20 protein-coding genes and 1 other RNA gene are annotated in these 18,830 nt (G+C 63.7%); 5 read left to right on the forward strand and 16 right to left on the reverse strand.

From position 1 onward, the window contains the following. Positions 1 to 17 precede the first annotated feature (17 nt). From truA to def, 3 genes are all read right to left on the reverse strand, one after another. On the reverse strand, positions 18 to 755 hold the full coding sequence (truA, locus tag DCY11_RS05805; RefSeq protein WP_108681818.1) for a tRNA pseudouridine(38-40) synthase TruA: 738 nt from the start codon (positions 753 to 755) through the stop codon (positions 18 to 20). 14 nt (positions 756 to 769) lie between these two features. Further along, complete coding sequence (gene fmt, locus DCY11_RS05810; protein WP_108681820.1) at positions 770 to 1,696, reverse strand: methionyl-tRNA formyltransferase; 927 nt, start codon at positions 1,694 to 1,696, stop codon at positions 770 to 772. An 89-nt stretch (positions 1,697 to 1,785) separates the two neighbouring features. Then, the gene (gene def / locus DCY11_RS05815; protein ID WP_108683693.1) at positions 1,786 to 2,304 is read right to left on the reverse strand and encodes a peptide deformylase; all 519 of its coding nucleotides are present in this window, start codon (positions 2,302 to 2,304) and stop codon (positions 1,786 to 1,788) included. A 159-nt stretch (positions 2,305 to 2,463) separates the two neighbouring features. Between def and DCY11_RS05820 the strand changes: the two genes are divergently transcribed. Then, positions 2,464 to 3,672, forward strand: coding sequence for a DNA recombination protein RmuC (locus DCY11_RS05820; RefSeq protein WP_245409459.1), 1,209 nt, complete (start codon positions 2,464 to 2,466; stop codon positions 3,670 to 3,672). Between the two features lie 28 nt (positions 3,673 to 3,700). Further along, on the forward strand, positions 3,701 to 4,192 hold the full coding sequence (locus DCY11_RS15465) for a potassium channel family protein (protein WP_159079834.1): 492 nt from the start codon (positions 3,701 to 3,703) through the stop codon (positions 4,190 to 4,192). Here the strand turns inward: DCY11_RS15465 and DCY11_RS05830 are convergent. The 5 genes from DCY11_RS05830 to DCY11_RS05850 form a co-directional block, all read right to left on the reverse strand. Further along, entirely contained in the window at positions 4,189 to 5,082 is an 894-nt protein-coding gene (locus DCY11_RS05830) for a metal ABC transporter permease (protein WP_108681827.1), read from the reverse strand. The genes DCY11_RS15465 and DCY11_RS05830 overlap by 4 nt on opposite strands. After that, positions 5,082 to 5,999, reverse strand: coding sequence for a metal ABC transporter permease (locus DCY11_RS05835; RefSeq protein ID WP_305791562.1), 918 nt, complete (start codon positions 5,997 to 5,999; stop codon positions 5,082 to 5,084). The genes DCY11_RS05830 and DCY11_RS05835 overlap by 1 nt, the downstream gene beginning before the upstream one ends. Next, positions 5,996 to 6,904 carry a manganese/iron ABC transporter ATP-binding protein gene (locus DCY11_RS05840; protein ID WP_108681829.1) on the reverse strand — a complete coding sequence of 303 codons (909 nt, stop codon included), beginning with the start codon at positions 6,902 to 6,904 and terminating at the stop codon, positions 5,996 to 5,998. The genes DCY11_RS05835 and DCY11_RS05840 overlap by 4 nt, the downstream gene beginning before the upstream one ends. A gap of 45 nt (positions 6,905 to 6,949) precedes the next feature. Next, the gene (locus DCY11_RS05845) at positions 6,950 to 7,864 is read right to left on the reverse strand and encodes a metal ABC transporter substrate-binding protein (RefSeq protein ID WP_108681831.1); all 915 of its coding nucleotides are present in this window, start codon (positions 7,862 to 7,864) and stop codon (positions 6,950 to 6,952) included. Positions 7,865 to 8,033: 169 nt separating this feature from the next. Further along, positions 8,034 to 8,480 carry a VOC family protein gene (locus DCY11_RS05850; protein ID WP_108681833.1) on the reverse strand — a complete coding sequence of 149 codons (447 nt, stop codon included), beginning with the start codon at positions 8,478 to 8,480 and terminating at the stop codon, positions 8,034 to 8,036. Between the two features lie 56 nt (positions 8,481 to 8,536). Here DCY11_RS05850 and DCY11_RS05855 point away from each other — a divergent pair, with 56 nt between their 5' ends. Next, the gene (locus DCY11_RS05855; protein WP_108681835.1) at positions 8,537 to 9,886 is read left to right on the forward strand and encodes an AmpG family muropeptide MFS transporter; all 1,350 of its coding nucleotides are present in this window, start codon (positions 8,537 to 8,539) and stop codon (positions 9,884 to 9,886) included. Continuing rightward, positions 9,883 to 10,107: a hypothetical protein gene (locus DCY11_RS05860; RefSeq protein ID WP_108681837.1), complete on the forward strand. Its 225-nt coding sequence runs from the start codon at positions 9,883 to 9,885 to the stop codon at positions 10,105 to 10,107. Before DCY11_RS05855 ends, DCY11_RS05860 begins: the two co-directional genes overlap by 4 nt. A 1-nt stretch (position 10,108) precedes the next feature. Here the strand turns inward: DCY11_RS05860 and recR are convergent, their stop codons facing one another. From recR to DCY11_RS05900, 8 genes are all read right to left on the reverse strand, one after another. Continuing rightward, the gene (gene recR, locus DCY11_RS05865; protein WP_108681839.1) at positions 10,109 to 10,720 is read right to left on the reverse strand and encodes a recombination mediator RecR; all 612 of its coding nucleotides are present in this window, start codon (positions 10,718 to 10,720) and stop codon (positions 10,109 to 10,111) included. Positions 10,721 to 10,882: 162 nt separating this feature from the next. Further along, positions 10,883 to 11,431: a peroxiredoxin gene (locus tag DCY11_RS05870; protein WP_108681841.1), complete on the reverse strand. Its 549-nt coding sequence runs from the start codon at positions 11,429 to 11,431 to the stop codon at positions 10,883 to 10,885. Then, on the reverse strand, positions 11,415 to 11,993 hold the full coding sequence (locus DCY11_RS16140; RefSeq protein WP_371515037.1) for a YbaB/EbfC family nucleoid-associated protein: 579 nt from the start codon (positions 11,991 to 11,993) through the stop codon (positions 11,415 to 11,417). The genes DCY11_RS05870 and DCY11_RS16140 overlap by 17 nt, the downstream gene beginning before the upstream one ends. 66 nt (positions 11,994 to 12,059) lie before the next feature. Next, positions 12,060 to 13,925 (reverse strand): DNA polymerase III subunit gamma/tau, encoded by a 1,866-nt coding sequence (locus DCY11_RS05880; RefSeq protein WP_159079835.1) that lies wholly within the window; start codon positions 13,923 to 13,925, stop codon positions 12,060 to 12,062. Positions 13,926 to 14,008: 83 nt separating this feature from the next. Then, an RNA gene (gene ffs / locus DCY11_RS05885) (signal recognition particle sRNA small type) lies at positions 14,009 to 14,109 on the reverse strand. Between the two features lie 112 nt (positions 14,110 to 14,221). Beyond that, the gene (locus DCY11_RS05890; protein WP_108681847.1) at positions 14,222 to 15,286 is read right to left on the reverse strand and encodes a linear amide C-N hydrolase; all 1,065 of its coding nucleotides are present in this window, start codon (positions 15,284 to 15,286) and stop codon (positions 14,222 to 14,224) included. A 117-nt stretch (positions 15,287 to 15,403) separates the two neighbouring features. Further along, positions 15,404 to 16,261 (reverse strand): prephenate dehydratase, encoded by an 858-nt coding sequence (locus DCY11_RS05895; protein ID WP_108683695.1) that lies wholly within the window; start codon positions 16,259 to 16,261, stop codon positions 15,404 to 15,406. Positions 16,262 to 16,310: 49 nt separating this feature from the next. Next, positions 16,311 to 17,048, reverse strand: a complete 738-nt coding sequence (locus tag DCY11_RS05900; protein ID WP_108681849.1) for a 3-deoxy-manno-octulosonate cytidylyltransferase — start codon at positions 17,046 to 17,048, stop codon at positions 16,311 to 16,313. 158 nt (positions 17,049 to 17,206) lie between these two features. On the opposite strand from DCY11_RS05900, the gene DCY11_RS05905 reads away from it, so the two are divergent. Beyond that, complete coding sequence (locus tag DCY11_RS05905; protein ID WP_108681851.1) at positions 17,207 to 18,757, forward strand: cytochrome c family protein; 1,551 nt, start codon at positions 17,207 to 17,209, stop codon at positions 18,755 to 18,757. Positions 18,758 to 18,830: the final 73 nt, after the last annotated feature.

Genomic DNA, 18,830 nt, shown 5'->3' on the forward strand with positions numbered 1-18,830 from the left:
CGGGCGCCCACCCAGGCTTAATAGTCGACCTTGACCAGGTAAAGGCCGCAAGCAGGCGCCACGGGTCCGCAGGCCGCCCGGTCGCGCGCGTCCAAGGCTGCTTTCAGGTCGTCGGCGGTCCAGCGGCCTTCGCCGACGCATTTCAGCGAGCCGACCATGGAGCGCACCTGATTGTGCAGGAACGAGCGCGCGGAGGCCTCAACCCGGATGATCTCGCCATGCCGCGACACGTCCAGCCGGTCGAGCGTCTTTTCGGGCGACGCCGCCTGACACTCCGAGGAGCGGAAGGTCGTGAAGTCGTGATGGCCAATAAGGGATTGCGCGGCTGCATGCATGGCCCCGGCGTCGAGCGGCTTGAACACGCCCCAGGCCCGGTCCTTCTCTAATGCCAACGGCGGCCGGCGATCGACGATGCGATAGACATAATGGCGCGCCTTGGCCGAGAAGCGCGCATCGAAACTCTCGGCCACCTTCTCGCACGACAGGACAGCGATTGGGTCCGGGCGCACCTGCGCGTTGAGAGCGTCGCGCACCCGCGCCGGCTCCCAGTCCTTTTCGAGATCGAGATGGGCAACCTGCCCAGTCGCGTGAACGCCCGCGTCGGTGCGCCCCGCCCCGCGCGGGATCGCCGGCTCGCCGGAGAAGGCCTCGACCGCTTGCGCGAGCCGCCCCTGAACGGACATCGGCCCGTCCTGCAACTGCCAGCCCACGAACGGCGTGCCGTCGTATTCCAGAAGGAGTTTGTAGCGGGGCATGGTCTCGCGCCCGCCTAGATAAACGTGCTGCCGACCGGCAGGTCGACGCCGCGCAGGAAGGCGTCCGCCAGCATGGGCTTCTTGCCGGCGCGCTGCACCCGGGTGAGGCGCACCGCACCGTCGGCACACGCCACCGTGAGACGGTCGTCAAGGAGCGTGCCGGGGGCGCCGCGTCCCGTCTCCAGCGTCGAGCCCTGGACCTTCACGCGTTCGGCCTTACCGTTCTGGACAATCTGGAACCAGGCGCCGGGATAGGGCGACAGTCCGCGAATGTGATTGTGCACCTCTTGCGCGGGCCGCGCCCAATCGATGCGCGTCTCTTCGTTGCTGAGCTTCGCCGCATAGGTCGCAAGGTTGCCGTCCTGCTCCACGCAGTGAAGCTTGCCCTCAACGAGCGAGCCGAGCACTTCCACCATCAGCTCGGCGCCGAGATCCGAAAGCGCATCATGCAACTCGCCAGCCGTCATGTCGGGGCCGATCGCGACGCGGTCCATGAGGCAGACAGGGCCCTCGTCGAGCCCTTGCGTGACCCGCATGATGGCGACGCCGGATTCCGCATCGCCCGCCATGATCGCGCGGTTGATCGGCGCCGCGCCCCGCCAGCGGGGCAGCAGCGACGCGTGGATGTTGAACACGCCGCGCCGCGTGCCGTTCAGGACCATTTCCGGCAGGATGAGCCCATAGGCGACGACAACGGCGGCGTCCGCTTCGAGCGCGGCAAAGCGCTTCTGCTCGGCGGGGCTCTTGAGACTTTCCGGCACCCGCACGGGCAGCCCGAGCGCTTCGGCTTCCTGGTGCACCGGCGAGTTGCGCACCGTCATGCCGCGGCCGGCGGGCCGCGGCGGCTGCGTATACACCGCCACAATGTCGTGCTCCGCCTTGGCGATAGACAGCAGCGCCGGAACGGCGAAATCCGGCGTGCCCATGAAGATGATCCGCATGGGCCGGTCTTAGGCCGGTTCGATGCGCATGGGAAGACGCTTCGCGGGCTGGGAAGCCGCTTAGCGGGATGGAACGCCGCTTCGCGGGGCTAGACCGCCGTGGCGCGCTTTTGCTTGGTGAATTTCCGCACGATCATGTCGCGCTTCAGGCGCGACAGATAGTCGATGAACAGAACCCCGTTCAGATGATCGACCTCGTGCTGGACGATCGTGGCCAGAAAGCCCTCGAGTTCCGCCTCCTGAGACTTGCCCTCGCGATCGAGATACGACACGCGGGCCATCGAGGGACGCTCGACCTCCGCCGTGACGTCGGGGATCGACAGGCAGCCTTCTTCATGCACGCGCATCTCGTCGGACCGCTGCAGAATCACAGGGTTCGCCATGACGAGCGGCGCAGGCTCCTCCTCGTCGCGGGCCGGATCCATTACGATCACACGGCGCAGAATGCCGATCTGAGGCGCGGCCAGGCCGACGCCCGGCGCGTCGTACATCGTCGCCAGCATGTCGTCCATCAGCGTGCGCAATTCGTCGTCCACGCGTTCGACGGGGTCAGCCGTCTGGCGCAGCACCGAATCGGGGATGGTGACGATGGGATGGATGGTAGCCATGACTGACGCTGACATAAGGACCGAGGCGGCTCCGGTCAATGCGCTGCATCGACCCCGGGTGGATCGCGCTCCCAGAGCGCGTGTTCCTGTTTTGGTCTAGCCTCCCGAATCAGCCTATAGCTAGGCACCATGGTCCTTGAGCCCCTGCATATTGGGACGATGACGATCGACCCCGTTCTGGTGGGCCTTGTGCTCGCCGGCGTGGCCGTGCTCGCCCTCCTGATTCTGGCGATCGTGATGGTGGTGCACCTTACCCGCCGGAAGCAGGACGCCGCCGCGCAGGGCGACCAGCTCGGAGAACTGCGCGTGCGGCTTCAGACGCTTGCGGAGATCAGCGTGACGCGGCACGGCGAGTTGGCGCGCGCCGTGAACGAACGCCTGGACCGCATGACCCACAAGGTGGGCACCGATCTCAACGAGAGCGCCCGTAAGACACACGAGACCATTTCGCGCCTGAACGAGCGGCTGGCCGTCATCGACACGGCCCAGAAAAACCTCACCGAACTCTCGGGCAACATGGTCAGCCTTCAGGAGATCCTGGCGAACAAGCAGGCGCGCGGCGCCTTCGGCCAGATCCGCATGGAGGCCATCATCAAGGACGGCCTCCCAGCCGGCGCCTACACTTTCCAGGCCACGCTCTCCAACAACACGCGGCCCGACTGTCTCCTGCACATGCCGAACACACCGGCGGGCGTCGTGATCGATGCCAAGTTTCCGCTGGAAGGCTTCGAGGCCTTTCGCACCGCCCGCGGAGATGAGGAGAAGAAAATCGCCGCCCGGCGCATTCGCACCGATGTGGGCAAACATATCGATGCGATCGCCGAGAAATATCTTATCCCCGGTGAGACCCAGGACACCGCCATTTTATTCGTGCCGTCCGAGTCCATCTCGGCGGATCTGTCGGAGCACTTCCCCGATATCCTCCAGAAGGCACATCGCGCCCGCATCGTGATCTGTGCGCCGAACATGCTGATGCTCGCGGTGCAGACCATGCAGGCCATCCTCAAGGACGTGCAGATGCGCGAGCAGGCTCATCTCATCCAGCGCGAAGTGGCAACGCTCATGGCGGACATGGGACGCTTCCGCGACCGCGTGCTCGATCTGCAGCGGCACTTCGGCCAGGCCAATGCCGATATCGACAAGATCCTCACCTCCGCGGACAAGATCACGAAGCGCGGGCAGAAGATCGAGCAGCTCGACTTCGACGAAGAAGCCAAAACCGCACGGGACACCAAAGCCGTGGAGCACGGCACGCCCGCCGCGCCGGCGGCCGCATCCGCCCCCAACGTCACGCAGGCTGGCGCCACACGCGCGCCCGGCAAGGGGCCGCGCATCATCCGTCAGCCGGATCTACTGGCCGGCGAATAACGTCACGACAGGGATTTGGGGGAAAGAGATGGATCCGACCGTCGCAGAAACCGTGAAAGAGTCCATGTGGATCTCCACCATGAACGTGTCGATGCTCGATCAGATCGCCGTTGGTGGCGCCACGAGCCTCGTCAATCTATTCATTCATGCGATTCTGGTCGGCGCCATCGCCGCGACTTTGCGGAACCTCGCGAACACGGACGCCTCGTTTCCCGGCTTCGTGCAGTACATGCTCGTGATCGTCGCGACGGGCACACTTCTCGTCGTCGGCCATTTCGGCGAATGCGTGATCTGGGCCTACACATATAAATGGGTCGGCGCGGTGCCCAAGGACACGGACCTCATCTATTTCGCCTTCGGCAACTATACGACGCTCGGCTATGGCGACGTCGTGCCCGTGCCGCAATGGCACATGCTTGGACCGCTCACGGCCTTGAACGGCGTCATGCTGATCGGCTGGTCGACCGCGCTCGTCTATGACCTGCTGCACCGCTCGGTCCAGAGCCCGAGCAAGAGCTAGGACGCATCTGCGCGGTCGGCACTATCGACGGCGCCATCGCCGCTACGGCGGAAGAGCTTCTGCAGCGGCCAAAGCCCATGCTTCGGCGAGAACAGGAAGGCCATGAAGAACGCGAAAGCCTGCACCAGTACGATGCAGGCGCCGGTCGCGCCGTCAATGTGGAAGCTGACGAGGGTGCCGAGCACCGCGGAACCGCATGCCACCGCGACGGCGATCACCAGCATGCGTTCGAAGCGGTCCGTGAGGATATAGGCCGTGGCACCCGGCGCGATCAGCATGGCGATGACGAGGATGATACCTACCGCCTTGATCGAGCTGACGATGGTCAGCGAGAGCAAGATCAGAAGCCCGTAATGCAGCACGTTGACCGGCAGACCGATGGCGCGGGCGTGGTTCGGATCGAAACAATACAGCAGAAGGTCGCGGCGCTTGGCGAACACGATGAGAAGCGTGCCGCCGGCGATGATTGCCGTTTCTAGGAGATCGCCCGTAGTCACGCCGAGAACGTTGCCGAACAGGATGTGGTTGAGATGCTGGTCCGTCTCGACCTTGGTGAAGAGCACCAGCCCGAAGCCGAACATGCCTGAGAACACGATGCCCATGACCGTGTCTTCCTTGACCCGGCTGTTGTATTTCAGATAGCCGGTCATCAGCGCGCAGGCGAGCCCGGCGACGAACGCGCCCACCGCCAGTGGAATGCCGAGGACGAACGCGATGACGATGCCGGGCAGCACGGCGTGCGAGATCGCGTCACCCATCAGCGACCAGCCCTTCAGCACGAGATAGCAGGACAGCACCGCGCATACGGCGGCCACGAGGAGCGACATGCCGAGCGCCCGCTGCATGAAGTCATAGGCGAACGGCTCCACGAAGAACGCGATCGGGTCCATCAGGCGCTCTCCTGTACCGGGCCGCTCTCCGGCAGCGCATTGCCTTTGCGCATATTCTCGTCCCGGACGGCGCGGGCCTTGCGGCGGGCGGCGATCACGCCATGTTTCGGCGCGAAGTAGAACGCGGCAAGGAACAGCAGCGTTTGGAGCGTGACGATGACACCGCCGGTCGCGCCGTCGATGAAGTAGCTGAGATAGGCGCCGACGAAGCTGGTGACCGTCCCGATGCCGACCGCAATCGCGATCAGACGGTCGAAACGATCAGTGAGCAGGTAGGCGGTCGCGCCCGGCGTGACGACCAGCGCAATCACGAGACACGCTCCGACGGTTTGCAGCGCCGCCACGGTGCAGGCGCTGAGCAGCGTGAAGAAAACCAGTTTCAGCGTGCGTGTCCGAAGTCCGATGCTGCGCGCATAGGTCTCGTCGAAGAACGTGACCATCAAATCCTTCCAGATGAACGCCAGCACCGCGAAGGAGACGACCGCGATGATGACGACCTGCATCGCGTCCGCGTCGGGGATCGCGAGGATGTTGCCGAGCACGATGGTCTGGATCGACACGGAGGTCGGATGCAGGGACGCCATGAGCAGACCGAGCGCAAACAGCGTCGTGAAGACGAGACCGATGGTGGCGTCTTCGCGCAGGCGCGAGTGCGACTTGACGAAGGCCATGCCGAGCGCAGCGAGGATGCCGGCGAAGAACGCGCCCGCGGCAAAGGGGGCGCCGATGATGTAGGCGCCGGCGACACCGGGCACGATGGAATGGCCGAGGGCATCGCCCATCAGCGACCAACCCTTCAGCATCAGATAGCAGGACAGAAAGGCGCACACCGCACCCACCAGCGCGCTGACCCACATCGCCTTCCACATGTAGTCATACGAGAACGGGACGATGAGTTCGGTCAGGATGCCGCTCATTTCGCCTTGTCCCGAGCCTGTTTCTTCTTTTTGCCCTCCTTGACGCCATAGAATACGAGCGGCCGCTCATCGTCCGTGATGACGTTGAGGCTGCGCGCGTCGTCGTCCTCGTGGAGCGCTTGCCCGCTGAGCTCGAAATTGCGCAGCACACCGCCGAAGGTGCGCTCGAGATTCTCCTGGGTGAATGTCGTGGCGGTCGGTCCCGCCGCCAGAACCGTGCGATTGAGCAGAACGACCTGATCGCAGAAATCGGGGACGCTGCCGAGATTGTGCGTCGAGACGAGAATCAAATGACCGTCGTCGCGCAACTCGCGCAGCAGATCGATGATCGCGGCTTCCGTCGTCACGTCGATGCCGGTAAACGGCTCGTCGAGCAAAATGATGCGCCCTTCCTGAGCCAGGGCACGCGCCAGGAAGACGCGCTTCTTCTGTCCGCCCGAGAGCTCACCGATCTGCCGCGTGCGGTAGGCGGTCATGTTCACGCGTTCCAAGGCCTCGTCGACCTTGCGCCGGTCCGTCTTGGAGGGAATGCGGAACAGATTCATGTGGCCGTATCGGCCCATCATCACCACGTCTTCGACCAGCACCGGGAAGTTCCAGTCGACATCCTCGCTTTGCGGCACGTAGGCGATGATGTTCTTCGACACCGCCTTGTCCACGGGAAGACCGCACAGCCGCACCTGACCGGCGGACGGGGTGACGAAGCCCATGATGGCTTTGAAGATGGTCGACTTGCCGCTGCCGTTCACACCCACCAGCGCGCAGATCGTGCCGGGCCCCAGTTCGAACGAGGCGTCGCGCACCGCCGTGAACCCGTTGGGATAGGTGACGCTGACGTCTTGAACCGCGATGCTCGCGGGACGGGCCACGGTGTCGGAGCGGGTCAGCAAATCAATACGGCTCATCGGCTTTTCTAAGATCCTTCAGCGTTCCCGAGGTCTTTGTCGATCTCAGGACCCTTGTGCATTCTCGAAACCCTTGGCGACCGTGTCGACGGTAACGCGCAAGAGATCGAGGTAGGTGGGAACGGGGCCGCCCTCGTTGCTCAACGAGTCCACATAGAGAACGCCACCGTAGGACGCACCGCTTTCCTTGGCGACCTGTTTCGCGGCCCGGTCGGAAACCGTGCTTTCGGAGAACACGACGGGGATCCCGTTCTCCTTCACGAGCTCGATCACATGGCGGACCTGTTGCGGGGTCCCCTGTTGATCGGCGTTGATGGGCCAGAGATAGGCTTCGCGCATGTCGTAGTCGCGGGCAAGATAGGCGAACGCGCCTTCGGAGGTCACAAGCCAACGCTTGTCCTCGGGGATCGCAGCGAGCCGCTTGCGCAACGGCGCATCCATTGCCTTGATCTTGTCCGCGTAGACGGCCGCGTTCTTGTTGTAGACCTCGGCGTTTTTCGGATCGTATTCGACAAGCGCCTTGCGGATGTTCTCGACATATTGAAGCGCGCTCGTGGGCGACATCCACGCATGCGGATTGGGCTTGCCGTTATACGGACCTTCCGTGATACCCATGGGCTCGACGCCGTCGCTCACGACGACACTGGGGACGTCCTTGACGTTCTGGAAGAACTTCTCGAACCAGCGCTCCAGGTTGAACCCGTTCCAGAGGACGAGGTCGGCGTGCTGCGCTTTGACGATGTCGCCGGGGGTTGGCTGGTAGTCGTGAATCTCCGCGCCCGGCTTCGTGATCGACTCTACTACCGCGGCGTCGCCCGCAACGTTCTGGGCGATGTCCTGAATCACGGTGAAGGTCGTCACGACCCGGAACTTGTCGTCCCCGGCATTCGACCCTTCCGAGGTGGACGTACCCTCCTGATCCCCGCATCCGGCCAGCACCGAAACGGCAAGAATGACCATCGTTGCGACCAGAAGCCGGAATTGGCATGCCAAACGCGCTGTCACCTGAAGCCTCCTGAATATCGCGAACGATCCTTTTCGCAACGCAGCATAGCGCTAGTTGCAAATCATTCGCAAGTAGGAAATATCGGGAGGAGCGAAATCGGCGCTGGGCTGCGCCGAATTTTGGCTATTTCTTGCTCTTCTTAGCCTTCTTCTTGGCCGCCTCCGCTTTGGCCTGCCGCTCCCCCCATTTCATGCCTTCGAGCTTCAGTCCGTCCGGATCGAGGAAGAACACGGCGTAGTAGTCGTCGTAGTACTCGTCCGCCGGGTCGACGATCCTCACGCCCTCCCGTTTCAGGAAGGCTTCGAGGTCGTCCACGTCCTTCCGGCTGCGCAGTTCGAAGGCGTAATGGTGAAAGCCGATATCGCCGATGCGATAGCCGCGCGCCCGTCCTTCGGCGTCCGCAGGGCCGATCCAGTAGCGGGTCTTGCCGTTGGTCCACCCAATGGCGTCGGCGTATTCGTCCAGAACCTCGAAGCCGAGGAACTTGAAGAGCTTGTCGTAGAACGCCTTCGATTTGTCGAAGTCGCTCACCCTTATGACCAGATGATCGATACCCACGACGCGGACCATTCTCGAGACTCCTTTGTCATGACGGCAGGGCGCCCGGCTGCTATGAGCTTAGAACGATGACGGGCACCGAGGGAACGACCGACCAAGCCACCGTTGCGGACGCGCGCCGCAGTTGGACCGAGATTCTGTTCACGCGCAAAATGCTGGCGTGCATCTTCCTCGGCTTCAGCTCGGGCATGCCGTTGTTCGTGCTCGTGTCGCTGGTGCCGGCTTGGTTGCGCGACAACGACGTCGATCTCGCCACCATCGGCCTGTTCGCCCTGGTCGGCCTGCCCTACACCTGGAAGTTCCTGTGGTCCCCCATGATGGACCGCTTCAAGCTGCCCTTCTTGGGACGGCGGCGCGGGTGGGCCTTGCTGACCCAGTTGCTCCTGCTGATTTCGATCGGTCTGCTCGGCCACTTCAATCCGGCGACCTCGCTCCAGGCCATTGTCTGGCTCGTTTTCGCGGTCGCCCTGTTCAGCGCCAGTCAGGACATCGTCATCGACGCCTACCGGCGCGAATTGCTGGCGGACGACGAGCTCGGCACCGGCACCTCGTTTTGGATCAATGCCTACCGCTTATCCGGATTGGTACCGGGTTCGCTGGCCCTGATCCTGGCCGACCATCTGCCCTGGTCCACCGTGTTCTGGATCACCGGCGCCTTCATGCTGATCGGCATCGTCACCACTCTGCTCGTCAAAGAGGTCAGCGACGACGAGTTGGCGCCGCACACGCTGCGCGAAGCGGTGATCGAACCGTTCGTGGAATTCTTCAGCCGTGACGGCATCACGGCCGGGCTCGCCATCCTCGCCTTCCTGTTCCTCTACAAGCTCGGGGACAACATGGCGACGGCACTGGCCACGCCGTTCTATCTCGACATGGGCTACAGCAAGACCGAGATCGGGAGCGTGGCGAAGTTCGCCGGGCTCTGGGCCGTCATTGCCGGCGCCACAATCGGGGGCGCGGCCATGCTCAAGCTGAGCATCAATAAGGCATTGTGGATCTTCGGCCTCGTTCAGCTCCTCACCATCATTCCTTTTATCTGGCTGAGCCAGGCCGGGCACTCGCTGGTGGGCCTGTTCGTCGTCGTGAGCGGCGAGTATCTCGCCGTCGGGCTCGGCACGGTGGCCCTCACCGCCTTCATGGCGCGCGAAACGAGCAAGGCCTTCACCGCCACGCAGTTCGCACTGTTCTCAAGTCTCATCGCCGTGCCGCGTACGGTTGCCAACGCGACAACGGGCTTCATCGTGGAGTCCGTGGGATGGACTCAGTTCTTCGTCATCTGCGCGCTTCTCGCGATCCCCGGCATGCTGATGCTGTTCAAGGTCGCGCCCTGGAACGAGGATGACGAGACGCCCGACGAGGAGGCGCGGGAGGAAGCCTTGGAAGACGAGGCGGCCATTGAGGAGGAGGCGAGCCCATGAGCGACGGCGGGAGGCTTCTCTGGATTGTCGGCATATTCGCCGCAGCGACCGTTGGCCTGCTCGCCGGGATCTGGATCGGCGGCGAGATCGAGTCGAGCGTCTATTGGGAGATCATCGCCGAGGCGAACCTTCCGGAAGAGTGCCTGCGGGAATTCGAAGCCGCCGCGAACAGGGTGGCCGAGACCTATCAAGGCCCCGGAACGAGGCCGGCGGCCGACTAGCCTACCCGCCCATCGCCTTGCGCGCCTTGACGGCGGCGGCGAGCGTGCCTTCGTCGAGATAGTCGAGTTCCCCGCCAATGGGGACGCCTTGGGCCAGGCGCGAGACGGAGACGTTGCAGCCGGCTAGCTGGTCGGTGAGGTAGTGCGCCGTGGACTGTCCCTCGACCGTCGCGTTCAACGCCAGCAGAACTTCGGTGACTTCGTCCGCGCGTGCGCGCTCGATGAGCTTCGGGATATTGAGATCGTCGGGGCCGACACCGTCGAGTGGCGATAGCGTGCCGCCCAGCACGTGATAGCGCCCGTTTACGACCGCCGCCCGCTCGAGCGCCCACAGATCGCCCACCTCCTCCACAACGCAGATCAGCGAGGGATCGCGCGTCGCGTCCCGGCAGAGCGTGCACGGGCTTTGCGTATCGATGTTGCCACATACCTCGCAGGTGAGAATCGTGTCGCGGGTCTCGGCAAGCGCCGCGGCCAGCGGGTCGAGCAACTGCTCTTTCTTCTTCACGAGATGCAGAGCCGCGCGCCGGGCCGAGCGCGGCCCGAGCCCCGGCAGACGCGCCAGGAGCTGTATGAGCCGCTCGATTTCGGGACCTGCCGCCGCGCGCGCCATGGACCGCTTCCTCTTCTAGACTTCTGGAGCCGCTGAGCCCCGTACACCGGGAATCGGTTTGGCAAAAGGCATCGCCCAGCCAAAAACGCCGACGGCACGGCCCAGCTTAGCTGAGTCGTGCCGCCGATCCAGATCGTAGAGTGGAGTGAACGAGCGCGCGGGTTACGCGGCCTTCTCGATATCCTTGTCCTGGAGATACTGCAGGAGGGTCTCCGGCGCGCTGACGCCATAGGGGTCCTCCGCGTGATTGTCGCAAAGGCCCGGCTCCTCGAACCAAGCCTCGATCACGCCGTCGCTCACGATGGCGGCATAGCGCCACGAGCGCATGCCGAAGCCGAGATTATCTTTCTCGACGAGCATGCCCATCTTGCGCGTGAACTCGCCGGACCCATCCGGGATGACCTTCACATGCTTCAGGTCCTGGTCCTTCGCCCATTTGTTCATGACGAAGCTGTCGTTCACCGACAGGCAGTAGATGTCGTCGATGCCGAGATCCTTGAACTTCTCGTAGGAGCCCTCAAAACCCGGGAGCTGATAGGTCGAGCAGGTCGGTGTGAACGCGCCTGGCAGCGAGAACAGAATCACGCGCTTGCCCTTGAAGTAATCGTCGGTGGTCTGGTCCTGCCAACGGTAGGGATTCGGCCCGCCGACGGATTCGTCGCGGACGCGCGTGCGAAAGGTGACCTCGGGGAGTCTATGTCCGGTCTTCATTTTTGGTCCTTGCAATGTTTTGCGAAGCTGATGTTTGAACGTCCCGTCCGCCGGTGTGACTTTCGATGCGACTCGCGCGCACGCCGAGGAAACGCGCGTTCGTCCGCCACCTCGACGGATGCGATCCGTTCAAAGCCGGGATGAAAGAATCATACACGAGGCAGTGCGCCGCAACATGGTGACGTTGCGACGCAGCAATGCGACAAATCGTGCCGCCGGCACGCGTCTTCGCAGTCTTCGTGTGTTGACGAGGGCTAGAAGAGTTTGAAGCCGGGGGAATCGGCAAGCCGCCTGTCAGCGAGGCCATCTTTTCCTTCATGGCCTCCTCGACTTTCAGCTTCGCATCCGCATGGGCGGTGATGATCAGGTCTTCGAGGATTTCCGTCTCCTCCGGTTTCAGCATCGACGGGTCGATGGCGACAGCCTTCATCTCGCCTTTGCCGTTCAACGTGACGGTCACCATGCCGGCGCCGGCGCGGCCTTCACAGGTCAGGGACTCCATCTCGGTCTGCATATCCTGCATCTTGCCCTGGAGCTGCTGCGCCTGCTTCATCATGTCCATGAAGTTCTTCATCGCGGTCCTTGTCTGTCGCGTTGCGTGGTCATTTTGGTTTCGGCGCTTCGCGCTCTAACTTGTCCCGCCCCTGGTGAAGACATCGTCGTCTTCGACGTCGTCCGTCTCGTCGAAACCTGCGCGCTCTTGCGGCGCGTTGCGAACCTCTTTGATCTTTGCGCCGGGAAAATACCGGAACACTTCCTGAACGGCAGGATGGGCATGAAGCGCCTCGATCTCACGGGCTTCGGCGGCACGGCGCTGAACCCCCAGCGGCTCCTCGCCTTCCTGCTCGCTGGTGGACACGATCCAGACTTGGCCGGTCCACGCCTTGAGCTTGCGCATCAGCTCTTGCAGCAGATCCGGCGCCGCGAGCGGTAGCGGGTTGAGGGCAATGTCCCCGGGCTTGAAACGGACCAGGCGCACCTGTTCCAGCAAAGCGTTCTTCAGTTTCAAGTCGCGCTTCGTCTCGGCAAGAGCCACGACATCCTCGAAACTCTGCGGCATGGGCGATGCCGGTGCCGGCTCCGAAACAGGTTCTTCCTCGAAATCCGGCGGCGCGGGATTTTCCGACTCAAACACCGAGGGTTCTTCGGGCGCCTCTCCAGCGGTAGCAGGCGCCTCTTGCGCGGCCACAGGCGCCATTTGCGCAGTGGCAGGAGTCTTGGCCGAGGAGGCGTCCGCGGACGGCGCATCGGCGGACGCAGGTGTTCTCGTCTCGCCCGTCTCGGGCCTGGTCTGACGGGCGGCATCGCCCGGCGGCGGCAAGTCGACCACATAGGCGAGCCGCACCAGCACCATGTCGGCCGCCGCAAGCGGCCGTGGGCTGCTGCGGACTTCGTCATGGCCCTTGAGCAGCATCTGCCAGGCGCGCGCGAGCACGGGCATGGAGAGCCGCTTGGCGAGATCTTCGATGCGGCCGCGTTCCACTTCGCCGGCGGCGGGATCGATACCTTGCGGACCCGCGGCTTTGGCAACCGTGACCGCGTGCACCGCGTCGGCGAGATCGGTGATGACTTGGCCTGGTTCCGCGCCATCGCGGTTGAGCTGTTCAAGAGCCTTAAGGGCACCGCCCGCATCGCCCTTGAGTACCGTTTCGAGCAAATCGAAGATGCGCCCCCGGTCCGCGAGCCCAAGAAGCTCCCGGATGGTGTCAGGCTCGATGCGGCCAGAGCCGAAAGCGATGGCCCGGTCGAGAATGGAGAGGGCATCGCGCACCGACCCCTCGCCGGCCCGGGCGATCAGCGCAAGCGCCGCGGGCTCCGCCTCGGTGCCTTCCTCCTTGGCGATGTGCGCAAGATGGGCGGACATGGTCTCCACATCGATGCGCTTCAGGTCGAAGCGCTGGCAGCGCGACAGCACCGTGACCGGCACCTTACGAATCTCTGTGGTGGCGAAGATGAACTTCACATGCTCGGGCGGCTCTTCGAGCGTCTTCAAGAGGCCATTGAAGGCCTGCTTGGACAGCATGTGCACCTCGTCGACGATATAGACTTTGTATCGTGCCGAGTTCGGCTTGTAGTGCGCGCTGTCGATCAGATCGCGGATGTCATCGATACCGGTATGGGAGGCCGCATCCATTTCGATCACATCGAGGTGGCGGCCTTCCAGGATGGCGCGGCAATGGACGCCTTCCGCTTCGATATCGATCGTGGCGCCTTCGCCGTTCGGCCCCTCGTAGTTGAGCGCCCGCGCCACCAGCCGCGCCGTGGTCGTCTTGCCGACGCCGCGCACGCCCGTGAGCATATAGGCCTGGGCAATGCGGCCCGACGCAAAGGCATTGCGCAAGGTGCGGACCATCGGCTCCTGGCCGATCAGCTCCGCGAAAATTTTCGGCCGGTATTTGCGCGCCAGTGCCGCATGACTTGCCGCCGCACTCGGGGCCGCATCCTTGGTCGGGTTTTGGGCGTTGTCTTCGGACATCGAGAAAGGAGCGCTCACGCCATGGCTTCAATCAGGGCCGGTTCTTGAACCCTTCGGGTGCAAGACGGCGGCACCCGCGGAGTTTACTCGACGCACGGGAAAGGTGGGAGGCTGGACAATCAACCCGCGAAACGCTCGTTAGGGCTGCTTCCTTCCGGACCTGACCCGGTTGGCGAGGCACGCGCCTGCCGCCAACCTCCCTGGAGCACTATATCGGGGAAGCGGGGCCCCGTGGCAACCGTGAGCGCCACTAATCTTCGCGATGCGCCGATTCCAGTGGGTTTTGGACGACGTGCGCAGCCGGCGACGCCGGATCAGGGCGCCAGAAACTTGAACGGCTTCGCGTCCTCGAAACTGCCGGAGACCTCACCTGCAAGGATCGGGAAGCTGGTCAGTTCCAGTTTCTTGGGCGCGGCTCCTTCCGACAGATCGAGCTTATCGAGGTCGACCCAGAACAGTCCGGGATTGAACACCGAGTCGTAATAGTAGCGCTTGGTGCCTTGGTCGGCGTAGGTCCGCCACTGGGTTGTCGCGATATTCGGTTTGGCCGGATCCTTGACGCCGACAGGAACACTGACCGCGCGCATCATCGAGGCGACGCTTGCGACCGCAGTCCGCTTGTCCTCGAATTTCGGCGACGCGCTCAAATAATAGCTCGCGCGCACGAAACGGTCCGCCGCGCGGTTCGTGCCGGGCAGGAACGTGCTGCCGCCGATCCCCGTCCAATAGGTGTCGATGGCTAGCTGCTGATCGTAAGGCGGCGAATTGGTCATTACCTTCGTTTCCGGCCCATGATGAATGACGAGCTTGCCGTCGAGATACTCGAAGATGGCGGAATCGCCTGACGGGTCGGACAATGCCACATGGCCCGTCGCCGCCTTGCCGTTCGGGAGGTTGGGCGCCACGACCGTGAAGGGGTTGTCCTTCAAGGCGTCGACGGCTTCCGACACCGTCGCGAAACTGTCGAGGACGTATTGCAGCCAGCCGCCGACGGACATCTTGGGTTTGCCCGCGTCGGCCGGACCGTAGTCGGACTCGGCCAGATAGAGGACGTTGCCGACGAGGCCGGCCTCGTTAATCCCGTCGACCGTGGCCACATCGTAGATCGTGGCGATGACCGAACCGTATTTCGAGGTCCAGGTGACCGAGCCTTCGCCCACGCCACCGTTGCGCTCCATGCCCTTCGGAAAGGCCCAGAGGTTCGTCTGCGTGTTGTCGGCCCAGTCCATATTGCGGCCGACGATGTAGTCCTGGCTTCCCGTCTCGTAGAGAATGCGGGTGCAGGCATCACTGACGGAGGCCGAGCCAGCCACGGCCAAGCCTGCCAGCGCCACTCCCAGAGCCGGAGTCCATGCTTTCGATTGGGGTTTCTTGCTCATCTGACATCTCCTCCTGCCGACTCGGCTTACCGATACTAAAAGAACCACAGAATCATTGGGTTCCGTCTCTAGCGCCGTTTTGTGGCACCAAGCTGTCGAGACGAGACTCGTGCGCGCCTACGCCTTCAGCGTGCTTCGGAACGGGCTCGCCGGATAGGTCCCGAGCAACGTGATCTCGCTCGTGTAGAAGTCGAGTTCCTCCATGGCGAGCTGCACGGGCCGCGAGTCGGGATGACCTTCGATGTCGGCATAGAACATGGTCGCGTTGAACGAGCCTTCGAGCTGGTAGGATTCCAGCTTGGTCATGTTCACCCCGTTCGTGGCGAAGCCGCCGAGCGCCTTGTAGAGCGCCGCGGGCACGTTGCGCACGCGGAACACGAAGGTCGTGAGGACCGGCCCGTCATCGGCCTTCGTCTTCACGGGCTTGGCGGACAGCACCACGAACCGCGTCGTATTGTGGGCCGCGTCCTCGACATCTTTCTTCGCGACGCGCAGCCCATAGATCTCGGCGGCGAGCTTGGAGGCGATCGCCGCCTGGGTCGGATCGGCGGCCTCGCTCACATGGCGCGCGGCCCCGGCCGTATCGGCCTCGGTCACCGGCGTGAGCTGCAACTCGGCGATGATCTTCCGGCACTGGCCCAGCGCCATGATGTGGCTGTGGACGGATTTGAGATCGGCAAGCTTGGCACCCGGCAGCATGAGCAATTGATGCCGGATGCGCTCGAAATGCTCGCCGATGATGAAGAGACCCGAATGGGGCAACAGATGATGGATATCGGCCACGCGCCCCGCCACCGAGTTCTCGATGGGAATCATGGCGAGCTTCGCAGCACCGGTTTTGACGGCGGCCAGCGCGTCCTCGAAGGTCGCACACGGCAACGCTTCCATATCCGGATAGGCGTCGTTGGCCGCGAGGTGCGAGTTCGCACCAGGCTCCCCTTGGAAGGCGATTCGATTTGCGCGCTTCGTAGCCATCGCAGTCTTGGGCTTCATCGTCGGTTAGGCAGGCGGGGATCGGAAATTCTTACGCGGTTTCAAGAATTTCGCGGGCCCGCGTGAGGTCGGCCGGAGTATCGACACCGAGCGGAACCGTGTCAACGAGACCGACATGGATGCGCATGCCAGACTCGAGCGCCCGGAGCTGTTCGAGTTTCTCGCGCATTTCGAGCGGCGAGGGGCGCAAACCGACGAACTGTTCCAGCGCGGCGCGGCGATAGGCGTAGAGCCCGATGTGGTGGTAGAGCGGCCCGTCTCCGTGCGGTGCCGTGGCGCGTGTGAAGTAGAGGGCATTGAGAATGCCGCCGCGCGACAAGGGCGACCCCACCACCTTGACCACATTCGGATTGCTGCGCTCCTCCTCGCGGACGATCTCCGCCGCGATCGTGCCGATATCCGCTTCGCCCTCCTCGAGCGCCTCGACGCATTTGCCGATCAACGCAGGATCGAGCGTGGGCAGGTCCCCTTGCAGGTTGACCACCACGTCGAATTCCCGCTCGGGGTCCGCTGACGCCAGCGCTTCGAAGATCCGGTCGGACCCGCTTGCATGGTCCGCGCGCGTGAGAACCGCCTCGCCACCTGCGCGCGCAACGGCGTCCTGCACCTCCTGAGAATCAGTCGCCACCAGCACGGGGCCGCATTCCGCCTCGATAGCCCGGCGCCAGACGTGAACGATCATGGGCTCGCCCGCGATCTCGGCCAGCGGCTTGTCCGGCAGGCGGGTCGCGGCGCGCCTCGCAGGAATGACGACTATCGATTTTGTCATTTTTTCCCGTTTGTTAGCGTTCGAATGCCAAATGGGCTGACCTTGCCAGCTGTGCTGATTCTCTCAGTTGCAACCGCCGTCGGCCCCTTATAGTGTCAGCCAGCGTCGCAAGAGCTATTCTGAAGTAGCCTTTGTTTCCTGCCGGGGGGATATCCAACATGAAATACTACTACTTGAACAAAGTCGCTATGGCGGTGCTGTTGGCACTGCTTCTGTTCTTTGGCACACGGACACTCATCGACATTATCTATGAAGAACACCTGCCGGCGACGCCGGGTTACGAGGTGGCCGGCGCCGAGGAAGATCTCGTCCATGGCGACGCGAAAAAGGGCGGCGAAGAAGACAAGGGCGCGGCTTTCATCGCAGCCCTGAACAAGGCCGACCCCGCCAAGGGCGAGCAAGCCGTCGGACTTTGTAAAGTTTGCCATAGCTTCGAGAAGGGCGGCCCGAACATGATCGGCCCCGGCCTCTACGGCGTGGTTGGGCACAAGATCGCCGCGCATGAGGGCTTCAGCTACACGGCGGGCCTTAAGGATCATGGCGGCGAGTGGACCTTCGAGAACCTTGATCATTGGCTCGAAAACCCGGCCGGCTTCTCGCCCGGCACCAGCATGGCCTTCCCCGGTATCAAGGATCTCCAGAAGCGCGCCGACGTCATCGCCTATCTGAACCAGAACAGCGACAGCCCGGTGGCGATCCCCGAGCCCAAGGCCGCGCCCGCAGCCGAAGAGTCCGCGGAAGCAGAAAACCCGGACGAAGCGGCGCCTCAAATCTTGTCGCTTCTCGCTGAAGCCGACCCGGCCAAGGGCGAGCAGTCCGCGGCGCTCTGCAAGGTCTGCCACACGTTCGAGGCGGGCGGCGCCAACGGTCTGGGGCCGAACCTGCACAATGTTGTCGGTGCCCAGGTCGGGCATCATGAGGGCTACAGCTACTCCGCGGCTCTCAAGGACAAGGGCGGGGACTGGACCTACGAGCGTCTGGACGAGTGGCTGACCAGCCCGGCCACATTCGCGCCCGGCACGACGATGGCCTTCCCCGGCATTGCCGATGCGAAGACGCGTGCGGACGTGATCGCGTTCCTGCGCAGCCAGACTGAAAACCCGCCGGAACTTCCTGCGGGCGATGCCGCAGCGGCACCGGCCGAGGAAGAAGCTGCGCCGGCTGAAGAGGCGGCTCCTGCCGAGGAGCCCGCTGCGGAAGAGTCCGCGGACGACGCCGCTCCTGCCGAGGAAGAGGCGAAGCCCGCCGAAGAAGCGGCTCCTGCCGAGGACGAAGCCATGCCGGCTGACGAACCGGCCGCTGAAGAGTCCGCGGACGAAGCCGCGCCCGCCAAGGAAGAGGCCGCGCCGGCTGAAGAGGCGGCTCCTGCCGAGGACAAGGCTATGCCGGCGGAGGAACCCGCTGCGGAAGAGCCTGCCACCGAGGAGCCTGCTGCGGAAGAACCCGCGGCCGAGGACGCGGCGAGCAGCGACGACACGGTCGTGAATTCGCCGATGGTCTCGGAGGATGCGCCGTCCCTGCCGCACAAGGGTGAGCCGCCCTCGCCCAACCAGCCGCAGCCTGTCGTTCCATCCGACCCTTCGTCCACCACGACACAGGCCGACGAGCCGAGCATGTCCGATGAGAGCGGCAGCGCCTCGGACGACAGCGGCAGCACCTCTTCGCAGCCTCAGCCTGTGTATCCCGACGGTAAGCCGGACGGGATCTAGGCCTGACCGGTCTCAGACAGAACATTCCGATCAAGGGCCCCGCTTCCGGGGCCCTTTTTCTTTGGGCCGGGTC

The organism is Methyloceanibacter sp. wino2 (assembly GCF_003071365.1).
Classification (GTDB): domain Bacteria; phylum Pseudomonadota; class Alphaproteobacteria; order Rhizobiales; family Methyloligellaceae; genus Methyloceanibacter.

Excerpts from the sequence above, each read along its gene's own strand:
- DCY11_RS05830 (WP_108681827.1), bottom strand. The coding sequence starts at position 5,082 with ATGGACCCGATCGCGTTCTTCGTGGAGCCGTTCGCCTATGACTTCATG.
- DCY11_RS05840 (WP_108681829.1), bottom strand. The coding sequence starts at position 6,904 with ATGAGCCGTATTGATTTGCTGACCCGCTCCGACACCGTGGCCCGTCCC.
- DCY11_RS05850 (WP_108681833.1), bottom strand. The coding sequence starts at position 8,480 with ATGGTCCGCGTCGTGGGTATCGATCATCTGGTCATAAGGGTGAGCGAC.
- DCY11_RS05860 (WP_108681837.1), top strand. The coding sequence starts at position 9,883 with ATGAGCGACGGCGGGAGGCTTCTCTGGATTGTCGGCATATTCGCCGCA.
- DCY11_RS15465 (WP_159079834.1), top strand. The coding sequence starts at position 3,701 with ATGGATCCGACCGTCGCAGAAACCGTGAAAGAGTCCATGTGGATCTCC.
- truA (WP_108681818.1), bottom strand. The coding sequence starts at position 755 with ATGCCCCGCTACAAACTCCTTCTGGAATACGACGGCACGCCGTTCGTG.
- DCY11_RS05870 (WP_108681841.1), bottom strand. The coding sequence starts at position 11,431 with ATGAAGACCGGACATAGACTCCCCGAGGTCACCTTTCGCACGCGCGTC.
- DCY11_RS05855 (WP_108681835.1), top strand. The coding sequence starts at position 8,537 with ATGACGGGCACCGAGGGAACGACCGACCAAGCCACCGTTGCGGACGCG.
- DCY11_RS16140 (WP_371515037.1), bottom strand. The coding sequence starts at position 11,993 with ATGGACATGATGAAGCAGGCGCAGCAGCTCCAGGGCAAGATGCAGGAT.
- fmt (WP_108681820.1), bottom strand. The coding sequence starts at position 1,696 with ATGCGGATCATCTTCATGGGCACGCCGGATTTCGCCGTTCCGGCGCTG.
- DCY11_RS05820 (WP_245409459.1), top strand. The coding sequence starts at position 2,464 with ATGACGATCGACCCCGTTCTGGTGGGCCTTGTGCTCGCCGGCGTGGCC.
- def (WP_108683693.1), bottom strand. The coding sequence starts at position 2,304 with ATGGCTACCATCCATCCCATCGTCACCATCCCCGATTCGGTGCTGCGC.
- DCY11_RS05895 (WP_108683695.1), bottom strand. The coding sequence starts at position 16,261 with ATGGCTACGAAGCGCGCAAATCGAATCGCCTTCCAAGGGGAGCCTGGT.
- DCY11_RS05905 (WP_108681851.1), top strand. The coding sequence starts at position 17,207 with ATGAAATACTACTACTTGAACAAAGTCGCTATGGCGGTGCTGTTGGCA.
- recR (WP_108681839.1), bottom strand. The coding sequence starts at position 10,720 with ATGGCGCGCGCGGCGGCAGGTCCCGAAATCGAGCGGCTCATACAGCTC.
- DCY11_RS05845 (WP_108681831.1), bottom strand. The coding sequence starts at position 7,864 with ATGGTCATTCTTGCCGTTTCGGTGCTGGCCGGATGCGGGGATCAGGAG.
- DCY11_RS05890 (WP_108681847.1), bottom strand. The coding sequence starts at position 15,286 with ATGAGCAAGAAACCCCAATCGAAAGCATGGACTCCGGCTCTGGGAGTG.
- DCY11_RS05900 (WP_108681849.1), bottom strand. The coding sequence starts at position 17,048 with ATGACAAAATCGATAGTCGTCATTCCTGCGAGGCGCGCCGCGACCCGC.
- DCY11_RS05835 (WP_305791562.1), bottom strand. The coding sequence starts at position 5,999 with ATGAGCGGCATCCTGACCGAACTCATCGTCCCGTTCTCGTATGACTAC.